A 16,286-nucleotide genomic window follows, 5' to 3' on the forward strand; every position below is an offset into this window, starting at 1 on the left:
TCATGTTCAACCATATTGCGCGTGTGCTTGACGCGCTGTTCGTGATCGCCGGAGCACTGGTCGCGCACTGGCTGCGCTTCTCGTTCCAGTTCGACTTCTCGGACACGCAGCGTCTGCTGATCGCCTTCAACTGCACGCTGGTGCTGCTGCTGTTCCCGGCGCTCGGCGTTTATGAAACGTGGCGCGGCAAATCGTTGCCCGCGATGCTGCTGCAGGTCACCTTCGCGTGGCTCGCAACCGTCGCGGCCGGTTTGCTGATCGTCTTCACGCTGCACCGGCTCGATGCCGTGTCGCGGCTGTGGTACGGCTACACCGTGTTGATTTCAGGCGGCCTGATCGTCACGACCAAGCTTGCCGCGCATCTGTCGCTGCGCTACGTGCGTCGCCGCGGGCTCAACTACCGCACGGTCGCGATGGCCGGCGCGCCGGGCTTCGTGCGCAACGTGCTCGCGCATCTCGAACGCGCGCCGCAGGCGGGCTTCCGTCCGGCGTGCATGCTCGATACGACCTGCGCGGACCCGGACGAATACGGCGCGCGGATGGGTTCGTTGCCGGTGCTGACCGACATCGACGCCTTCATCGAGCGCGTGCGCGCTGAAAAGATCAACGAGGTGTGGCTCGCGCTGCCGCTCTCCGAAGAGCACACCATTTACCGCTTCACGCGCGCGTTCCGCCACGACTTCGTGAATCTGCGCTTCATTCCGGATACGCGCGGCATGTCGCTGCTGAATCACTCGATGGTCGATCTGCTCGGTCTGCCGACGATCAACCTGGGCGGCGTGGACAGCAGCACGCCGAAGATGCTGCCGAAGCTCGTATTCGATCGACTGTTCGCGTTCGCCGCGCTGTTCGCGCTCGCGCCGGTGTTCGTGGCGATCAGCGTCGCGATCAAGCTGACCTCGCCGGGCCCGGTGTTCTTCAAGCAGAAGCGCAAGGGCGTGGATGGCCGCACTTTCAGCATCCTGAAGTTCCGTTCGATGACGGTGCATGCGGAGCACGCCGGCAGCGTGACCCAGGCGACCCGCAACGACACGCGCGTGACGAAGCTGGGCGGGTTCCTGCGCCGCACGAGTCTCGACGAGCTGCCGCAGTTCATCAACGTGCTGCTCGGGCAGATGTCGGTGGTAGGTCCGCGTCCGCACGCGATCGAACACGACGATCTCTACAAGGATCTCGTGTACGGCTACATGTTCCGCTACCGGATCAAGCCCGGCATCACCGGCTGGGCGCAGGTGAACGGCTATCGCGGCGCCACCGCGAAGGTCGAGAAGATGGAAGCGCGCGTGAAGTTCGATCTGTTCTACATCCACAACTGGTCGTTCTGGTTCGACATGAAGATCGTGCTGATCACGCTCGTGAAGGGATTTGTTGGACGCAATGCGTACTGAACAACATAGCGGCGCGTGAATTTCGAACAATATAGCGCTGCTTGAAGGATCGCCCGCGGGGGGGCAATGATGAACGGCAATGTGAGTGTGTCGGTGATCGTGCCGACATACCGGCGTACGACCGATCTCGCGCGATGTCTGCGCGCACTCGAGGCACAGTACCGACGTGCCGACGAAATCGTGGTGGTCGCACGTTCCAGTGATACCGAAACGCTGGCCTGGCTCGACGCATACCGCGCGTCGGTGCCCGCGGCCGCGCTCAAGATTGCGCTCGTCGAGGAAGCCGGCGTGGTGGCCGCGTACAACCGCGGCCTCGATACCGCGGCCGGCCGCCTGATGTGCTTCTGCGATGACGACGCAGCGCCGAAACCCGACTGGATCGACCGGATCGTGCGCGCGTTCATGCGCGATCCCGCGCTGGGCGGTTTTGGTGGACGCGACATCGTGCACGAGCGCGGCACCATTCTCGAAGGGGCGCGCAGCGTCGTCGGCGTGGTGCGCTGGTACGGACGCGCAATCGGCAACCACCACCTCGGCACCGGTGGCCCGCGTGAAGTTCAGGTGCTGAAAGGCGTGAACATGGCGTTTCGCCGCGAAGCGGTCGATACGCTGCGCTTCGATGCGCGTCTGCTCGGGGGTGGCGCGCAGGTTCACTGCGAAATGGCGTTCTGTCTCGACGTGCTGCGCCGGGGCTGGACGCTCGTGTACGACCCGGCGCTCGTCGTCGATCACTACCCTGCCCCACGTAGTGACGAAGACCAGCGCTATACGTTCAACGACAACGCGTTTTACAACGCATCGTTCAATCTTCGACTCATCATGTGTGAGCACCTGTCGCCGATCGGGCGGCGGGCGTTCGTCGCTTACGCGTCGCTGATCGGCAACCGCGCGGACCCGGGGTTCGTCCGCGCGTTGCTGCTGGCGCTCGGCGGCGAAGGCATCGTGCTCGCACTGCGCAAGTGGCGGGTCGGATTGCGGGCGATGCGCGCGGCCTGGCAACAGGCGATGCACTAAGGCGCTACGAAAAGCGCGAGGGACCAACCATCATGACCATCAAGACCATTGCAGCGCTGCCGGCATCGTTCGCGATGCGGCCGCTGTCCGCCGTCGTTCCGAAGCGCAGCGCCGCCGCCATCGCGGTCGTGCTCGCCACCACGCTGCTTGGCGCGTGTTCGCTCGCCCCGGGACCGTATCTCGACAAGGACCGGCTCGACGACACGACGCCCGCGACGAACGCCGCGGACAAATACCACGTGCAGCCGATCGACATCGCGTACTTCGCGCAGGAACGCGCGGCCGCGTTGCCGTCGGTGTGCCCGCTCGTCTGCCTGACGAAGACGGTGCGCGCGAGCTACAGCTACCACGTCGGCGTGAACGACCAGCTGACCGTGATCGTATGGGATCACCCCGAGCTCACGGGCAACGGCACGCTCGGCCTGCCCGGCACGCCGCCGCTGCCGCAAGGCAATAACGGCAGCCTCACGCTCGGCAACGCGGCGACGCCGGCCGGCACGGCGATCAGCACGGGCGGCGGCGTGGAAGGCGGCCTGTCGGTGCGCGTCGCGACCGACGGCACGATCTACTTCCCGCGCGTCGGCCGCGTTCACGTGCTCGGCGAAAACGTGCAGCAGATCCAGCAGCAGCTGATCCACGGCCTCGCGAAGACGATCCGCGATCCGCAGATCGACGTGCGCGTGTCGGGCTTCAACAGCCAGGTCGTGCAGGTGACGGGCAGCGTGAAGGAACCGGCGGCCGAGTCGATCACCGACCTGCCGCTCTCCGTCATCGATGCGATCAACCGCGCGGGCGGCGCGCTGCCCGACGCGGACCTGCAGAACGTCGGCGTGACGCGCGACGGCACGCGTTATCGCGTCGACGTCGCCGCGCTGCTCGAAACCGGCGACCCGCAGCAAAACGTCGTGCTGAAGGACGGCGACATCATCGACGTGCCGGACCGTTCGAACAGCCGCGTGTTCGTGCTCGGCGAAGTGATGAAGCCGACCTCGCTGCCGATGAACCGCGGCAAGCTGACGCTCGCCGATGCGTTGACGGGCGCGCAAGGTCTCGACGTGCGCACGGGCGACCCGCGCTACATCTACGTGATCCGCGGCGTCGAAGGGATGATGCATCCGGGCGCCACGTCCGCCGGCGCCGCGACGACGCCGGTTTCGACGAACGCGACGGCGGGCGCGCCGGCCGCCGCGACGCCGGCCACGCTGAAGACCGACGGCAACACGCCGGTCCCGAGCGTCTACCGCCTCGACATGACCCAGGTCGACGCGCTGATGCTGATGACCAAGTTCGAACTGCAACCGCGTGACGTCGTGTACGTGCAGGTCGCGAGCTCGGCGCGCTTCAACCGCCTGCTCGACCAGATCTCTCCGACCCTGCAGACGCTGTTCTTCACGAAGGAACTCGGCCGCTAACCGATTTTGCGAGACATCGACATGAGTACGTACGACATGCTCGAACCCGCTCCCCAGCCGGGGAGCGAAGACGAGGAGGTGATGCACGACCTGTTCCGGATGATCTTCGATCAGATCTGGTGGGTCCTCGGCATCGCCGGCGCAGTCATCCTCGCGTCGATCATCTACGCGAAGACGGCGACGCACATCTACTCGGCGGACGCGCTGATCCAGGTCGAGACGCCGACGTCGAGCACGTCGAGCAGCGCGGCGCTGTCGGCGCCGTCGACCTCGAGCAACGCGCCGCACACCGACGCCGAGATCGAGATCATGCGCAGTCGCACGGTCGTCGAGCCGGTGGTCGAGGCGTTCAAGCTGAACTTCCAGACCGTGCCGAAGCAGTTCCCGATCCTCGGCTCGCTCGCGAAGCTGTTCGCGACCGAAGGCACGCCGCAACGTCCGTGGTTCGGCCTGTCGTCGTATGCGTGGGGCGGCGAGAAGTTCACGGTCGATTCGATTTCGGTGCCGAAGGCGCTCGAGGGCTCGCGGCTGATGCTGCGCGCGCTCGGCGACGGACGCTTCGAGCTGCTCGACGCGAAGCACCATCTGCTGCTCACGGGCGTCGCGGGCGTGCCGGCCACCGGGCACGACGTGTCGATCCTCGTGAGCAAGCTCGTCGCGCGCGCCGGCACCGAGTTCTACGTGACGCGCGCGAATCAGCTCGACGCGGTGATGAATCTCGCGAACGGTCTGCAGATCAGCGAAAAAGGCCACGAAACCGGCGTCGTGCAGCTGTCGCTGCAAGGCATCGATCCGAAGCAGATCACGGCGATCGTCAACTCGGTCGCGCAGTCGTATCTGCAGGCCCGAACCGAGCGCGCGCAGGAAGAAGCGAGCAAGATGCTGAGCTTCCTGAACAGCGAGGTGCCGCATCTGCGCGACGAGCTGAAGCGCTCGGAAACGGCGCTGTCGCAGTACCAGGCGCGCGTGGGCACGTTCCAGCCAACCCAGGAAGCGCAGGTGTATCTGTCGGGCGGTCTCGAGTACGAGAAGCAGATCGCGGCACTGCGCATCGAACGCGCGCAGCTGATGCAGAAATTCACGTCGGACAGCCTGGAAGTGCAGACCATCGATGCGCAGATCAACGCGCTGAGCCGCGAGAAGAGCAACTTCGAGGATCACTTCAAGGAACTGCCGGGCTCCGAACGCGAAGCGGTTTCGCTGCAGCGCGACGCGAAGGTCAACGAAGAGGTGTACGTCACGTTGCTCAACCGCATCCAGGAGCTGTCGATCACGCGGGCCGGCACGGTCGGCAACGTGCATATCGTCGACGAGGCGCTGGTGCCGCTGTCGCCGGTGCGTCCGAAGGCGGCGCTGATCGTCGCGGCGGGCACGATGCTCGGCATCATCCTCGGCATCGCGTTCGCATTCGTGCGCCGCAAGTTCCTGACCGGCGTGCGCGATCCTGACGAAGTGGAGCGCCGCTTCCGGCTGCCCGTGCTCGGCGCGATCTCGTTCAGCGTCGAGCAGGCGCAGGCGGACCGTCTGGCCTACGAGCGCAATGGCCGCAGGCTCGGCGCGCCGGCCAAGCGTGGCCTGCTGGCCGCGAGCGCGTCGAAAGGCGCCGGCGGCGTGAGCGGCGCGTTCAATCTCGCGCGGCGCGTGATGCCGATCCTGCAGAGCCTGCCGAGCACGCATGCGAAGGAAGCGGACGCGGCGCGTAACGCTGCAAGAGGCACGGCTAAAGCGACGCCGAACGTGCAGCGCACCCGCGCGCGCGTGCTGGGTCCCGACGACTACGCGCCGAGCCGGCCGCTACTGGTGAAGACCGCGCCGTTCGCGATGTCGGTGGAAGGCGTGCGCGGGCTGCGCACCACCCTGCAGTTCGGTCTCGTCGATGCGCCGAACCGGATCGTGTGTATCACGAGCCCGGCGCCGTCGGACGGCAAGAGCTTCCTGTGCGCGAATCTCGCCGCGCTGCTGTCCGAAGCCGGGCAGCGCGTGGTGCTGATCGACGCGGATCTGCGCCGCGGACGTCTCGCGCAGTACTTCGGCAAGTCGCCGGCGGGCGGCCTCACCGAGCTGCTGACGGGCCAGATCGACTTCGACGTCGCGGCGCGCTCCACCGGTGTAGACGGGCTGCACTTCATCTCGGCAGGCGCGTATCCGCCGAATCCGTCGGAGATCCTGTCGTCGTCGCGCTTCACGCAGATGCTGAACCGCTTCGAGCAGGAGTTCGATCTGGTGATCGTCGATACGCCGCCGCTCCTCGCGGCGCCGGATGCCGCGGTGGTCGCGAACCTCGCGGGCTCGACGATCCTCGTGATGCGCGCCGGCGCGCATACCGAGGCGAACATCACCGAGTCGCTGAAGAAGCTGCGCCGCGCGCGGGCCCGGGTGGTCGGCGCGGTGATGAACGGCACCGAGCCGAAGCGCGGCTCGCGCTACGGCACGTACGAATACGCGTATGCGTACACGTATTCGGCGGATGTGACGCCGGTGGAGCATTGACGCGACGCAAGGCAGGCAATCGGGGGCGGCAGTCCGCGCCCTCCTCTGCCGATGCCGTCGCGGTCGATGCACGCGAAGCCGGTTACTCGTCGGAGGTTCTGTAGGCCGGCAGCATGCAGATCGCCATCGCAACGAGGAACAGGATCACCGAGATCGAGTGCACCTGATAGGCGCCCGCCAGCGAAGCATTCAGCGTGGTCACGATCTTCTCCACCTCTTTCGCCAGCTTTTCGATCGTATCGCCGACGCCTGGCAGCCCCGTGCCCGCCACGCCGAGCGTGCCCCCGAAGATCGTCGTCAAAAGCTTCGGAGGCCAGAAGATCAGCATCGAAAACCCGATGAACAGCCCCCACCCGATGGCGAGGATGACCTCGACTCCGAGCCCGGTCTTGACGAAGTAGCAGAGCGCAACCGATGCAGCCACGACGCCGATCGTCAGTGCGATCCAGCCTTTGGTCGCGGCAGCCGCATCGCCGCGGTTGCCCGCGGCTTGGACGCCGTCGGAAAATCCTCCGAATACCCGCTGGACCAGTCGCCCGAATCGGTTCCTGATGATCTGCATGGCGGCTCCGTTAGAGGACGTTCAACGACATGCCGAGCGTGCTGGCCCAGCCGGTGACCGAGTCCGCGAAGGTCGCGATGCCCGTCGCACCCGACACCGCGATCAGATTGCCGAAGTACGCGTAGTCGTTGCCGGACAGATGAAAACAGAGCCAGGAACCGGAGTCGCCTGCGAGCGGCCGCGGCGCCACCGCCTGCGCAACCCGTCCGCCGACGGCACCGGCCGAATGCGAGGGCGCCGAGAATTCAAACAGGTGAGAAAAGCAGAAGTCACCGAGACCCGCGAACGCAATCTTGCAGGTCACGCCGTATCCGCCGATCACGTAGGTGTGTTTCCCCGATCGGGGCCCACGCATGACCAGCTGGTTTCCCGAGTTCAGCTGGGTCCGGTCGTAGATGTCGGTGATCGTGCCGACCCGCTTCACGCTGCTGGTGGCGGTGTGCGGCGACGACAGTTCGATGAGCGCGGTATCGACTTCGAGGCCGTTCTGCACATACTGGTTGCACACCGCGCCGCAGGTGGCCGGCACGGGATCGAACGTCGAGTGATGGACGATGCCCGCGTTGTTGATGATCTGGTTGTTCACGTCGTCGAGCGTGATCTGCCCATTCACAAGCTGCCCGACGTGACCGCACGTTACGCCCCAGATGCCCGTGCCGTCCCTCAGGAAGCCGCCCAACGTGCCGCTGATGGTCGCCGTCAGCGGTACGCTGCCGTCCACTTTCGCGACGAACGAAGGTTGCTCGGCATCGATGACCGTGACGAAAAACGGCTGACGGCGCGCGTAGTCTTCCACCACGCGCCGCTGCGCGGACGAATTGCGGGTCGTCGGCGCCACGTAGATCTTTACGAGGAACGGGCTGTGGCGCTTGCCAGCGCGCTCGCAGAATGTTCCCCATCCCGGCGGAATGCTGTCGGGCCGAAACGGCATGGGCGCCTGCGAATTCATCGCGAGCGCGGACAGCAGCAGACCGCCGCTGCTGCCGCCGCCGTCGATCAACCAGTCGAAGTCATCCGGAAAGTCGATGCCCGTCTGCGAGGACGCAGCCTGCCAGGTCTTCAATACCGGATGCGGGTCGATGAATACGCCATGGACGATCGTGCAAGCTTTCTGCTCCAGAAAGGCCAGACCGCTCATGAACGCCTGAAATTCGGGCGTAAGCGAGAAATCGATCTGTTCGCGCATGGCACTCCCCCTTCGGGTCATTTAGCGACATCGCCAGTCCTTCCCAAAAGCCTCTCAATGTTAGAAGTGAGCGATCCAGATCAAAGCCGCTTCGCTGCCGCTGTGTGCGGTGACGCACGCTCATTCGTCCAGTCCCGCAAACGCGCCGGAAAAGGAAAAGGAAACGCCGGCCGCACGAACCTCCCAAAAGGAAAGCTCATGCGGCCGGCGTCATGTAGAACCAACCGCTACGAAGCAACCAGTCAGTTCACGACAGACACAGATACTGCCGGTAGCTGAAGCGACGCAGCGACGCGAAGCGCGCGAGGAACGCATCGACGCGCGCGGCGGCGCCATGCAGCTTGCCGCGCAGCAGGTAGGTCGACGCCATCTGCACGTAGATCATCTCGGGGAATTCGGCGGCGACACAGAAGTGACGGCGCAGCGCATCGACCTCGCGCGGTGCGAGCGGCGATTCGTCGGGGTCGCCGTACTTCGGCACCCACAGCTTGCCGATCACGTGATCGCGGAACCACATCATCGTGTCGCTCGCGCCGTTGTTCTCCCAGAAGAACGCACGGCCGCCCGGCTTCACGGCACGGCGCAGCTGCGCGGCGAACTGGTCGAACGGTTCGATGTGATGCAGGATCATCGAGCCGAACACGAAGTCCGCGTTCTCGATGCTCGCGATCTTCTGCGCCGGCAGCACGCGCGGCGTGATATTCGTGATGCCGTGCCGCGCGCAGTAGCGCTTGAGGTTGTCGATCGCGACCGTACTGAGGTCGATCGCGATCACGTTCGCGCCGAGCGACGCGAAGAACAGCGACGACGCGCCCGCGCCGCAGCCGAGATCGATCAGCGTCTTGCCGCGCACGTCGCCGAAATGGCGCGCGGCGCGCTGGAACACCGGGTTCTGCATGTCGGGCAGCTCGACGAGACTCGCATCTTCCTTGCGGCCCGAAAAGATCCCGTTCCAGAATTCCTGTGCCTGTTGAGCCTGTTGCATCGAATCACTCCCCGTAGCAGCGCCGCGCTGATCGCGCGGATCGTCTATAAAATTTCGTGGCGCGAACGCCCTCAGCCGGCTCGCGGATGCGAGTCAGCTCAGGGCGTTGCGCCATGCCGCGGCACCGTTCGTGCCGCGCATGGACACACGCATCCGCCCGCCGCCGCGCGCACGCGGCAGCGAGGGTCATGCCGGATCCGTGGCAACGCGCGCCTCAGAGGAACAGGCTCACGTCCATCTGGAACCGCTCCGCGAGCGCCTTCGCGACGTTCTTGCTGATCGCGCGGCGGCCAGCGAGGATGTCGCTGATCACCGTCGGAGACGCAATGTCGGACAGATCCTTCTGCTTCAGTCCGTGCGTCTCCAGCAGGCGGCGCAGCACGACGCGCGGCTCGTCCTTCGGCACGCCGGGATGATGCGTCTTCTCCCAGCCGTGTATCAGGTCGCAGACGATCCCGACGAGGTCCGCAAGCGGACCCTCGCGATCGCCGTTGAGCCGCCCGGCAAGCTCCTTCGCCAGCCGGGTCATCTTCTGATGATCCAGCTCGCTGCGGATGGGTTTCAGGAAGGTCTGCTGCTGCAGCACTTCCCACGTACGGACGATGTCCGGAATATCCTGCATTAAACGGTCGCCGTTCATGTTGTCGGTTGCATCCTTGTCCACAGGTCGTCGCCCCATTGTTGTGTGCTCGTAGCGGAAAACCACCACGGCCTGTAGTAACTGACGATTGTCGATTTCAGTTCAGTGGCTCTTCCCGGACGGACGACATGCCGCGCGCGGCACCCCGGCTACGCGCTGCATCGTATTGCACCGACTCCTCGGTCGTTCCTTCCGGCCTCACAGCAAACCGCACTGATTCCACGTCGCTCTTTTCAAGTCTCGTTGTGCTTCTCCTGCTCCTGCTGGCGCACGACGAGCCGCCCGCAGGTGTTCCTGCCTCCTGCCACTCCCTCTGCTGCCTCGCTACTTCCAGCACGTACTGGCTGGCCGCTGCTGCGATTCGTTCAGGGCTGCTCACTGCCGCTCATTCGCGGCTCATTCGCGGCTCATTCGCGGCTCATTCGCGGCTCATTCGCGGCTCGTTTGCTGCTCATTTGCCGCTTACTGCCGCGCCGTCACGGCGTCGGCATGCCACAGCGCCGCGCCCGCCGTATCGTCCGGCCACGCGAGCGCGGCCGCACGCGGCGCGTCGAGAAGCGCCATACCCTGTTCCATGTCCTGCTCCAGCGCACGCGCGCCCGTCTCCGCCATCGCCTGCATGACCTCGGTCATGAACGCGCGGCGGAAGGTCGCCGCGGAAAAGCGCTCCGCGTTCGCGCGGCACGCGTCCGGGCTGATGTCGTCGCGATGCCGCTCGAAGTGCTCGACCGCGGCCACGAGCGACGCCACCGTCTGCGCGCCGAAGTGCACGCCGGTCGGCCGCAGCGTGCCGATCGGCGCGACGCTTTCGAGCGCGCCGCCCTTGCCGTAGGCGATCACCGGCGTCCCGCACGCCTGCGCCTCGACCATCGCGATCCCGAAGTCTTCCTCGGCCGCATAGACGAATGCGCGGGCGCGCTGCATGTGGTCCTTCAGTACGTCGAACGGCTGGTAGCCGAGAATCGTCACGTTCGGGCCGGCTTTCGCGCGCACCTGATCCATCTGCGGGCCGTCGCCGATCACGACGAGCCGGCGCGACGGCATCGCGGCGAACGCCTCGACGATCAGGTCGATGCGCTTGTACGGCACCATCCGCGACGCGGTCAGATAGAAATCGTCCTTCTCGGCCTGCAGGTCGAAACGCTCGACGTCGACGGGCGGCGGAATCACCGCCGCCGAGCGCCGCCACGCCTTCTGCACGCGCCGCGCGACGAAGCGCGAGTTCGCGATCAGGCGGTCGACGCCATTCGCCGAACGCGCGTCCCAGCCGCGCAGGTAGTGCAGGAGCGCGCGCGTCGCGAGCGACTTCAACCCGTGCGTGAGGCGCGCCTCGCGCAGATACTGGTGCTGCAGGTCCCACGCGTAGCGCATGGGCGAATGCACATAGCTCACGTGCGTCTGATCCGGACCGACGATCACGCCCTTCGCGACCGCGTACGAGCTCGTGATCACGAGGTCGTAGCCGGACAGATCGAACTGCTCGATCGCGAACGGCATCAGCGGCAGATACGAGCGATAACGCGTTCGCGCAAACGGCAGGCGCTGCAGAAACGATGTCGTGACGGGCTTGCCATGCACCGGCACGCGATCCTCGAGGAAGTCGACAAGGCTGAACAGATCCGCATCCGGAAAACACCGGATGATCTGTTCGAGCACCTTCTCTGCTCCCCCCGGCGCGACCAGCCAGTCGTGCACGATCGCCACTTTCATCTTCTGCTACCTGTCGTTTTTGATTGTTTCGGTCCACTGCTCTTGCCAGGCAGTGTAAAGGCGGCATCCATGCACCGTGCGTGCGCGCGCCCACACTGCGCAATCAACAGCACGCGAATAATGAGCGCCAACGCCCGATCGCGATTCGCTCAGGCCTGCCGATGGCGGTTGTGTAACTGAAAGCCCCTGTTTTACGGGGTTCGGTGCCGGCATCGGCAGGTTGCCGCGACGCGGCGAAGGGATCGACAGGCCGCGACCACGAGCGCGGCCGGACCGCGAACCACACTGCGAGACCACGATGAATGCCCCTGAATTCGCGCGCGGCCTGCCGCGCGCAGAAACGCCGCCGCTCGATGCGTCCGATGCGCCCACTGCACTGCACGCGCCGGCCGGCGCTTCGATCCCCGCTTCGAGCTCCGCTTTGGTCTCCGCTTCGATCTCCGATACGTTCTTCGAGACCGTCGACGCGACACGCACGACGCACACGCGGCGCGCCCAGCACGATGCCGCCGCGCCCACGGTGCTGTTCGTCGACCAGAGCGGCCAGCTGGGCGGCGCCGAATTCGCGCTGCTGCCGCTCGCGGAACATCACGCGGCGAGCGGCGAGGTCGTGCTGCTGTCGGAAGGCCCGTTTCGCGCGAAGCTCGAGGCGCTCGGCGTGACGGTGCGGATGCGGGTGGACGCGCGGGTGTCGGGCATCTCGCGCCAGTCGCTGCGCTTCGGCTGGCTGCGCGCGCTGCCCGCGCTCGCGCGGCAGACGATCGGCCTCGCGCGCGACGCGCGGCGCCACGACGTGGTGTTCGCGAACACCCAGAAGGCGCTCGTGCTCGCGGCGCTCGGCAAGCCGCTGCATCGTCGTCCGCTGATCTGGTATCAGCACGACATCCTGAGCGGCGAGCACTTCGGCCGCATGCAGCTCACGATTGTCAAATGGCTGGTGCGGCTCGCGGTGGACCAGGTGATCGCGAACTCGCGCGCGTCCGCGCATTCGCTCGTCGCGCTCACGGGTTGCAAGCCGGAATCGATCCGCGTAGTGCACAACGGCATCGACTCGGCAGCGTTCCTGCCGCCTCGCGCAGCCGAGGCTGATGCAGCCGCCGCGCCGTCAGAAGCCGACGGCACCGATGTCCGCGCGCTGCGCGAGCGTCTCGGCCTGCCCGCGAACGCGTGGATTGCCGGACTGTTCGGCCGCCTCGCGCCGTGGAAGGGCCAGCATGTCGCGCTCGACGCGCTCGCGCGCCTGCCGGACACGCATCTGGTGCTGGTCGGCACGCCGCTGTTCGGCGAGCAGGACTACGAACGGCAGCTGCGCGAGCAGGCGGAAGCGCTCGGCATCGCGGGGCGCGTGCATTTCGTGGGCTTTCAGCACGACATACCGTCGTGGATGCGCGCGATGGACGTGATCCTGCACACGTCGACGAGCGCGGAGCCGTTCGGCCGCGTCGTGGTCGAAGGGATGGCGGCCGGGCGCGCGGTGATCGCCGCGGCGGCGGGCGGCGTGCCGGAGATCGTCTCGCATCGCCGCAACGGCTGGCTCGTCACGCCGGGCGACGTCGCGGGGCTCGTGCAGGCGATCGAAACCCTGCGCGACGATCCCGCGCTGCGCCAACGGCTCGCGCTCGCGGCACGCGAGGACGCCCGCACGCGTTTTTCGGTGCAACGCTATCTGGACTCGATGAACCGCGCGATCGGGGAAGCGGCGCGTTCGGCGCGCGGCTGAGGTTGAGCGGCGACGCGTGGCGCGTGGCGCGTGGCGCGTGGCGCGTGGCGCGTGGCACGTGGCACGTGGCGCTTTGGAAGCGCCTCGCAGCGCAAAAGAAAAACGGGTCGCACTGGCAACCATGCCATGCGACCCGTTTTTTACTTCAGCTTCAGCAGCAGAAGCCTGCGCGGACCGGTTACTTCCCGTAAGTAATGCGCTCGACGCCGTTCGCGCCGCCGAGCAGGCACAGGTCGGCGCCGCGCGCCGCAAAGAGCCCCACGGTAACGACGCCCGGCAGCGCGTTGATCCGCGCTTCGAGGCCGCGCGGATCGGTGATCGACAGGCCCTTCACGTCGAGGATCTCGTTGCCGTTGTCGGTGATGAACGGCGCGCCTTCCTTCGTCACGCGCAGCACCGGCACGCCGCCGAGCGCGGCAAGACGCCGGCCGACCGCGGTGCGCGCCATCGGCACAACCTCGACCGGCAGCGGAAAGGTGCCCATCACGTCGACGCGCTTGCTCGCATCGGCGATGCAGACGAACACGTCCGACACCGACGCGACGATCTTCTCGCGCGTGAGCGCGCCGCCGCCGCCCTTGATCATCGCGCCGCTGCCGTCGATCTCGTCGGCGCCGTCCACGTACACCGGCAGCGAATCGATCTCGTTGAGATCGAACACCTTGATGCCGTGCGATTGCAGCCGCGCGGTGGTGGCGAGCGAGCTCGACACCGCGCCGCGATAGCGCCCCTTCGACGCGGCGAGCGCGTCGATGAAGCAGTTGGCGGTGGAGCCGGTGCCGACGCCGATCACGGCGCCTTCGGGCACGTTGGCCACGACATAGTCGGCGGCGGCCTGGCCGACCAGTTGCTTGAGTTCGTCCTGAGTCATCGGAGTGTGGTGGTGCTGAGTAAGGGAAGCGGAAACCGCCAGTTTACCGGAGCACCGACACGTGCCAGCGGTTTTTCCGCGGCACGGATCGGGCTTCGATCAAGCGGGCGTCAGGGCGCCGGCGCGGGTTCGGCCGGCAGCGTCGGGCCGTATTTGTCGAGCAGCGCCTGCGCGATCGCGTCGGTCTCGGCGTCCGGATTGCCGGAGTAGTCGCGCGGCCGGAAGTGCATCTGGAACGCGGCGAACACACGTCGCGTCCTGTCGTCGAGCACGCCGTCGGTGGCGACCGCGTAGCCGTAACGCGCGAGCTTCTGCTGCAGGCCTTGCACGTCAACCGGCGCCGCCGGGTCGCGGCCGGCGAGATCCGCGCTGACCGTCGCCGCGTCGGGCCACGCGCCGATGCCCGCGTCGTACAGCTGCTTCCACGGGAACGCGGGACCCGGATCGGTCTTGCGCTGCGGCGCGATATCGCTGTGACCGACCACGCGCGTGGGCGGAATCTGGTAGCGCGTGACGATGTCCTTCGCGAGCCGGATGATCGCGTCCACCTGTTCCGGCGGATACGGCTGCCACGTGCGGCCTTGCGGTGTGTCGATCGGGCCGGCGTTGACGTTCTCGATGCCGATCGACGCGGCGTTCAACTCGGTCGTGCCCTGCCATTCGCTGACGCCCGCGTGCCACGCGCGCTGCGACTCGGGCACCAGCTGCCAGACGACCGGCTTGCCGTCCTTCAACGGCGGATGCGCGGGCACGAGGTAATGCGCGCTCACGCCTTCGCTGGTCAACGTGCGCAGCGACTGCGCCTCGCCGATCTCGGTGTAGTGCATCACGAGAAAGCGGACGCGCGAGTCTTCGTCCTTCGCGTGGTGGCTGGTGTCGGCGAAGTAGCTGCCGCGGTCTACAGTCGTTGTCGAGCATGCGGCGAGCAGGCCGAGCGTGGCGGTTGCCAGCGCGATCAACGCGGCGCGGGCCGCGTTGCGCGTGCAGTGGTTGCCGCCAGCCAACGCCCCACCGATGCGCTCAGGTTTCATCGTGATGCTTGTACTCGGTGTACTTGCGCGAATCGCCGCGCACCTGATCGGCCGGATACTTGCGGCGGTTGATCGCCATCTTCTCGAGCACCGCGTCGCGCAGATCGACGTCGAGGCGATCGGCGAGACGGATCAGATACGTGAGCACGTCGGCCATTTCATGGCGGACCGCTTCGTAGCCTTTCTCGCCAAGCTCGGCGCGTTCGCCGGCGACGAGCCACTGGAACGGCTCGAGCAGTTCGCTCGCCTCGACGGACAGCGCGGTGGCCAGATTCTTCGGCGTATGAAACTGATGCCAGTCGCGCTCGTCGACGAACGCGCGGATCACGTCGCGCAGTTCGGCGAGGTCGGAGCGCGGTTCGTTCGGCTGCATCGCGTGCCCTCTTTCGTGGATGCGGTGGATGCGGTTACTTCGACGTCGGGACCCGCTGCCGCACGGCCTCGAACAGGCACACGCCGCTCGCGACCGATACGTTCAGGCTCTCGACGGTACCGGCCATCGGGATGTTCATCACCTCGTCGCAGGTATCGCGCGTGAGCCGGCGCATGCCCTCGCCTTCGGCGCCCATCACCAGCGCGACCGGGCCGTCGAGCTTCGTTTCGTAGAGGCTCGCGGTTGCGTCGCCCGCGGTGCCGACGATCCACACGCCCGCGTCCTTCAGCTCGCGCAGCGCGCGCGCCAGGTTCGTCACGGTGATGTACGGCACGGTATCGGCGGCGCCGCTCGCGACTTTCGCGGCAGTGGCGTTGAGGCCGACCGCGCGGTCGCGCGGCGCGATTACCGCGTGCGCGCCGGCCGCATCGGCAACCCGCAGGCACGCGCCGAGGTTGTGCGGATCGGTGACGCCGTCGAGCACCAGCAGGAGCGGCGTGCCCTGGATACCGTCGAGCAGTTCCGCGAGGTTCTGCGCGAGCGGCACGTCGCTCGCGCGCGCGACCACGCCCTGATGGCGCTCGGTATGCGCGAGGCCCCACAAGCGGGTTTCGTCGGCGGAGATGACACGAACGCCCGCCTCCTTTGCCATGTGCAGGAACTCCTGCATGCGCCGGTCACGACGGGTCGGATCGTAATAGACGTCCTCGACCGTCGACGCGTCGTGGCGGATCCGCGCCGTGACCGCATGAAAACCGTAGAGAACCTTCAGACGTGACATGATGAAAACAACCTTTGCTGGCTTTGCTGGAACTGGATGAACCGCCACGCGCCGCAGGACGGCGCGTGGCGATCTCATCGAATGGGATTGCGATGCGGGCCGGGCACAGAACGACGGCTGTCG

14 protein-coding genes are annotated in these 16,286 nt (G+C 66.6%); 5 read left to right on the forward strand and 9 right to left on the reverse strand.

Translation table 11 applies throughout. From position 1 onward, the window contains the following. The first annotated feature begins 2 nt into the window (after positions 1 to 2). The 4 genes from DVS29_RS03255 (at position 3) to DVS29_RS03270 (ending at position 6,304) form a co-directional block, all read left to right on the forward strand. Complete coding sequence (locus tag DVS29_RS03255) at positions 3 to 1,388, forward strand: undecaprenyl-phosphate glucose phosphotransferase (protein ID WP_118179000.1); 1,386 nt, start codon at positions 3 to 5, stop codon at positions 1,386 to 1,388. A 66-nt stretch (positions 1,389 to 1,454) separates the two neighbouring features. Next, positions 1,455 to 2,402, forward strand: coding sequence for a glycosyltransferase family 2 protein (locus DVS29_RS03260; protein WP_118179001.1), 948 nt, complete (start codon positions 1,455 to 1,457; stop codon positions 2,400 to 2,402). A gap of 32 nt (positions 2,403 to 2,434) precedes the next feature. After that, entirely contained in the window at positions 2,435 to 3,814 is a 1,380-nt protein-coding gene (locus DVS29_RS03265) for a polysaccharide biosynthesis/export family protein (RefSeq protein WP_240655434.1), read from the forward strand. 21 nt (positions 3,815 to 3,835) lie between these two features. After that, positions 3,836 to 6,304 (forward strand): polysaccharide biosynthesis tyrosine autokinase, encoded by a 2,469-nt coding sequence (locus DVS29_RS03270; protein WP_118179002.1) that lies wholly within the window; start codon positions 3,836 to 3,838, stop codon positions 6,302 to 6,304. Positions 6,305 to 6,386: 82 nt separating this feature from the next. Here the strand turns inward: DVS29_RS03270 and DVS29_RS37180 are convergent, their stop codons facing one another. From DVS29_RS37180 to DVS29_RS03295, 5 genes are all read right to left on the reverse strand, one after another. Beyond that, positions 6,387 to 6,866, reverse strand: a complete 480-nt coding sequence (locus DVS29_RS37180; RefSeq protein WP_164707835.1) for a hypothetical protein — start codon at positions 6,864 to 6,866, stop codon at positions 6,387 to 6,389. A gap of 10 nt (positions 6,867 to 6,876) precedes the next feature. Then, positions 6,877 to 8,052, reverse strand: a complete 1,176-nt coding sequence (locus tag DVS29_RS03280) for a hypothetical protein (protein ID WP_118179004.1) — start codon at positions 8,050 to 8,052, stop codon at positions 6,877 to 6,879. Between the two features lie 247 nt (positions 8,053 to 8,299). Further along, complete coding sequence (locus tag DVS29_RS03285; protein WP_118179005.1) at positions 8,300 to 9,037, reverse strand: class I SAM-dependent methyltransferase; 738 nt, start codon at positions 9,035 to 9,037, stop codon at positions 8,300 to 8,302. Between the two features lie 214 nt (positions 9,038 to 9,251). Then, complete coding sequence (locus DVS29_RS03290; protein ID WP_118179070.1) at positions 9,252 to 9,677, reverse strand: helix-turn-helix domain-containing protein; 426 nt, start codon at positions 9,675 to 9,677, stop codon at positions 9,252 to 9,254. A 462-nt stretch (positions 9,678 to 10,139) separates the two neighbouring features. Next, positions 10,140 to 11,387, reverse strand: a complete 1,248-nt coding sequence (locus tag DVS29_RS03295) for a glycosyltransferase family 4 protein (protein ID WP_118179006.1) — start codon at positions 11,385 to 11,387, stop codon at positions 10,140 to 10,142. Between the two features lie 298 nt (positions 11,388 to 11,685). On the opposite strand from DVS29_RS03295, the gene DVS29_RS03300 reads away from it, so the two are divergent. After that, the gene (locus DVS29_RS03300; protein ID WP_118179007.1) at positions 11,686 to 13,107 is read left to right on the forward strand and encodes a glycosyltransferase; all 1,422 of its coding nucleotides are present in this window, start codon (positions 11,686 to 11,688) and stop codon (positions 13,105 to 13,107) included. 178 nt (positions 13,108 to 13,285) lie between these two features. On the opposite strand, the gene rpiA is transcribed toward DVS29_RS03300, so the two are convergent. The 4 genes from rpiA to rlmB all read right to left on the reverse strand — a co-directional run bounded on the left by rpiA (position 13,286) and on the right by rlmB (position 16,163). Continuing rightward, positions 13,286 to 13,978 carry a ribose-5-phosphate isomerase RpiA gene (rpiA, locus tag DVS29_RS03305; RefSeq protein WP_118179008.1) on the reverse strand — a complete coding sequence of 231 codons (693 nt, stop codon included), beginning with the start codon at positions 13,976 to 13,978 and terminating at the stop codon, positions 13,286 to 13,288. A 110-nt stretch (positions 13,979 to 14,088) separates the two neighbouring features. After that, a complete protein-coding gene (locus tag DVS29_RS03310) occupies positions 14,089 to 15,009 on the reverse strand; it encodes an N-acetylmuramoyl-L-alanine amidase (RefSeq protein ID WP_118179009.1) in 921 nt (306 codons plus the stop codon). Then, positions 14,999 to 15,382, reverse strand: coding sequence for a nucleotide pyrophosphohydrolase (locus tag DVS29_RS03315; RefSeq protein ID WP_118179010.1), 384 nt, complete (start codon positions 15,380 to 15,382; stop codon positions 14,999 to 15,001). The genes DVS29_RS03310 and DVS29_RS03315 overlap by 11 nt, the downstream gene beginning before the upstream one ends. Positions 15,383 to 15,416: 34 nt before the next feature. Then, the gene (gene rlmB / locus DVS29_RS03320; RefSeq protein ID WP_118179011.1) at positions 15,417 to 16,163 is read right to left on the reverse strand and encodes a 23S rRNA (guanosine(2251)-2'-O)-methyltransferase RlmB; all 747 of its coding nucleotides are present in this window, start codon (positions 16,161 to 16,163) and stop codon (positions 15,417 to 15,419) included. Between the last annotated feature and the right edge of the window lie 123 nt (positions 16,164 to 16,286).

This window comes from Paraburkholderia phosphatilytica, from assembly GCF_003443895.1.
Classification (GTDB): Bacteria; Pseudomonadota; Gammaproteobacteria; order Burkholderiales; family Burkholderiaceae; genus Paraburkholderia; species Paraburkholderia phosphatilytica.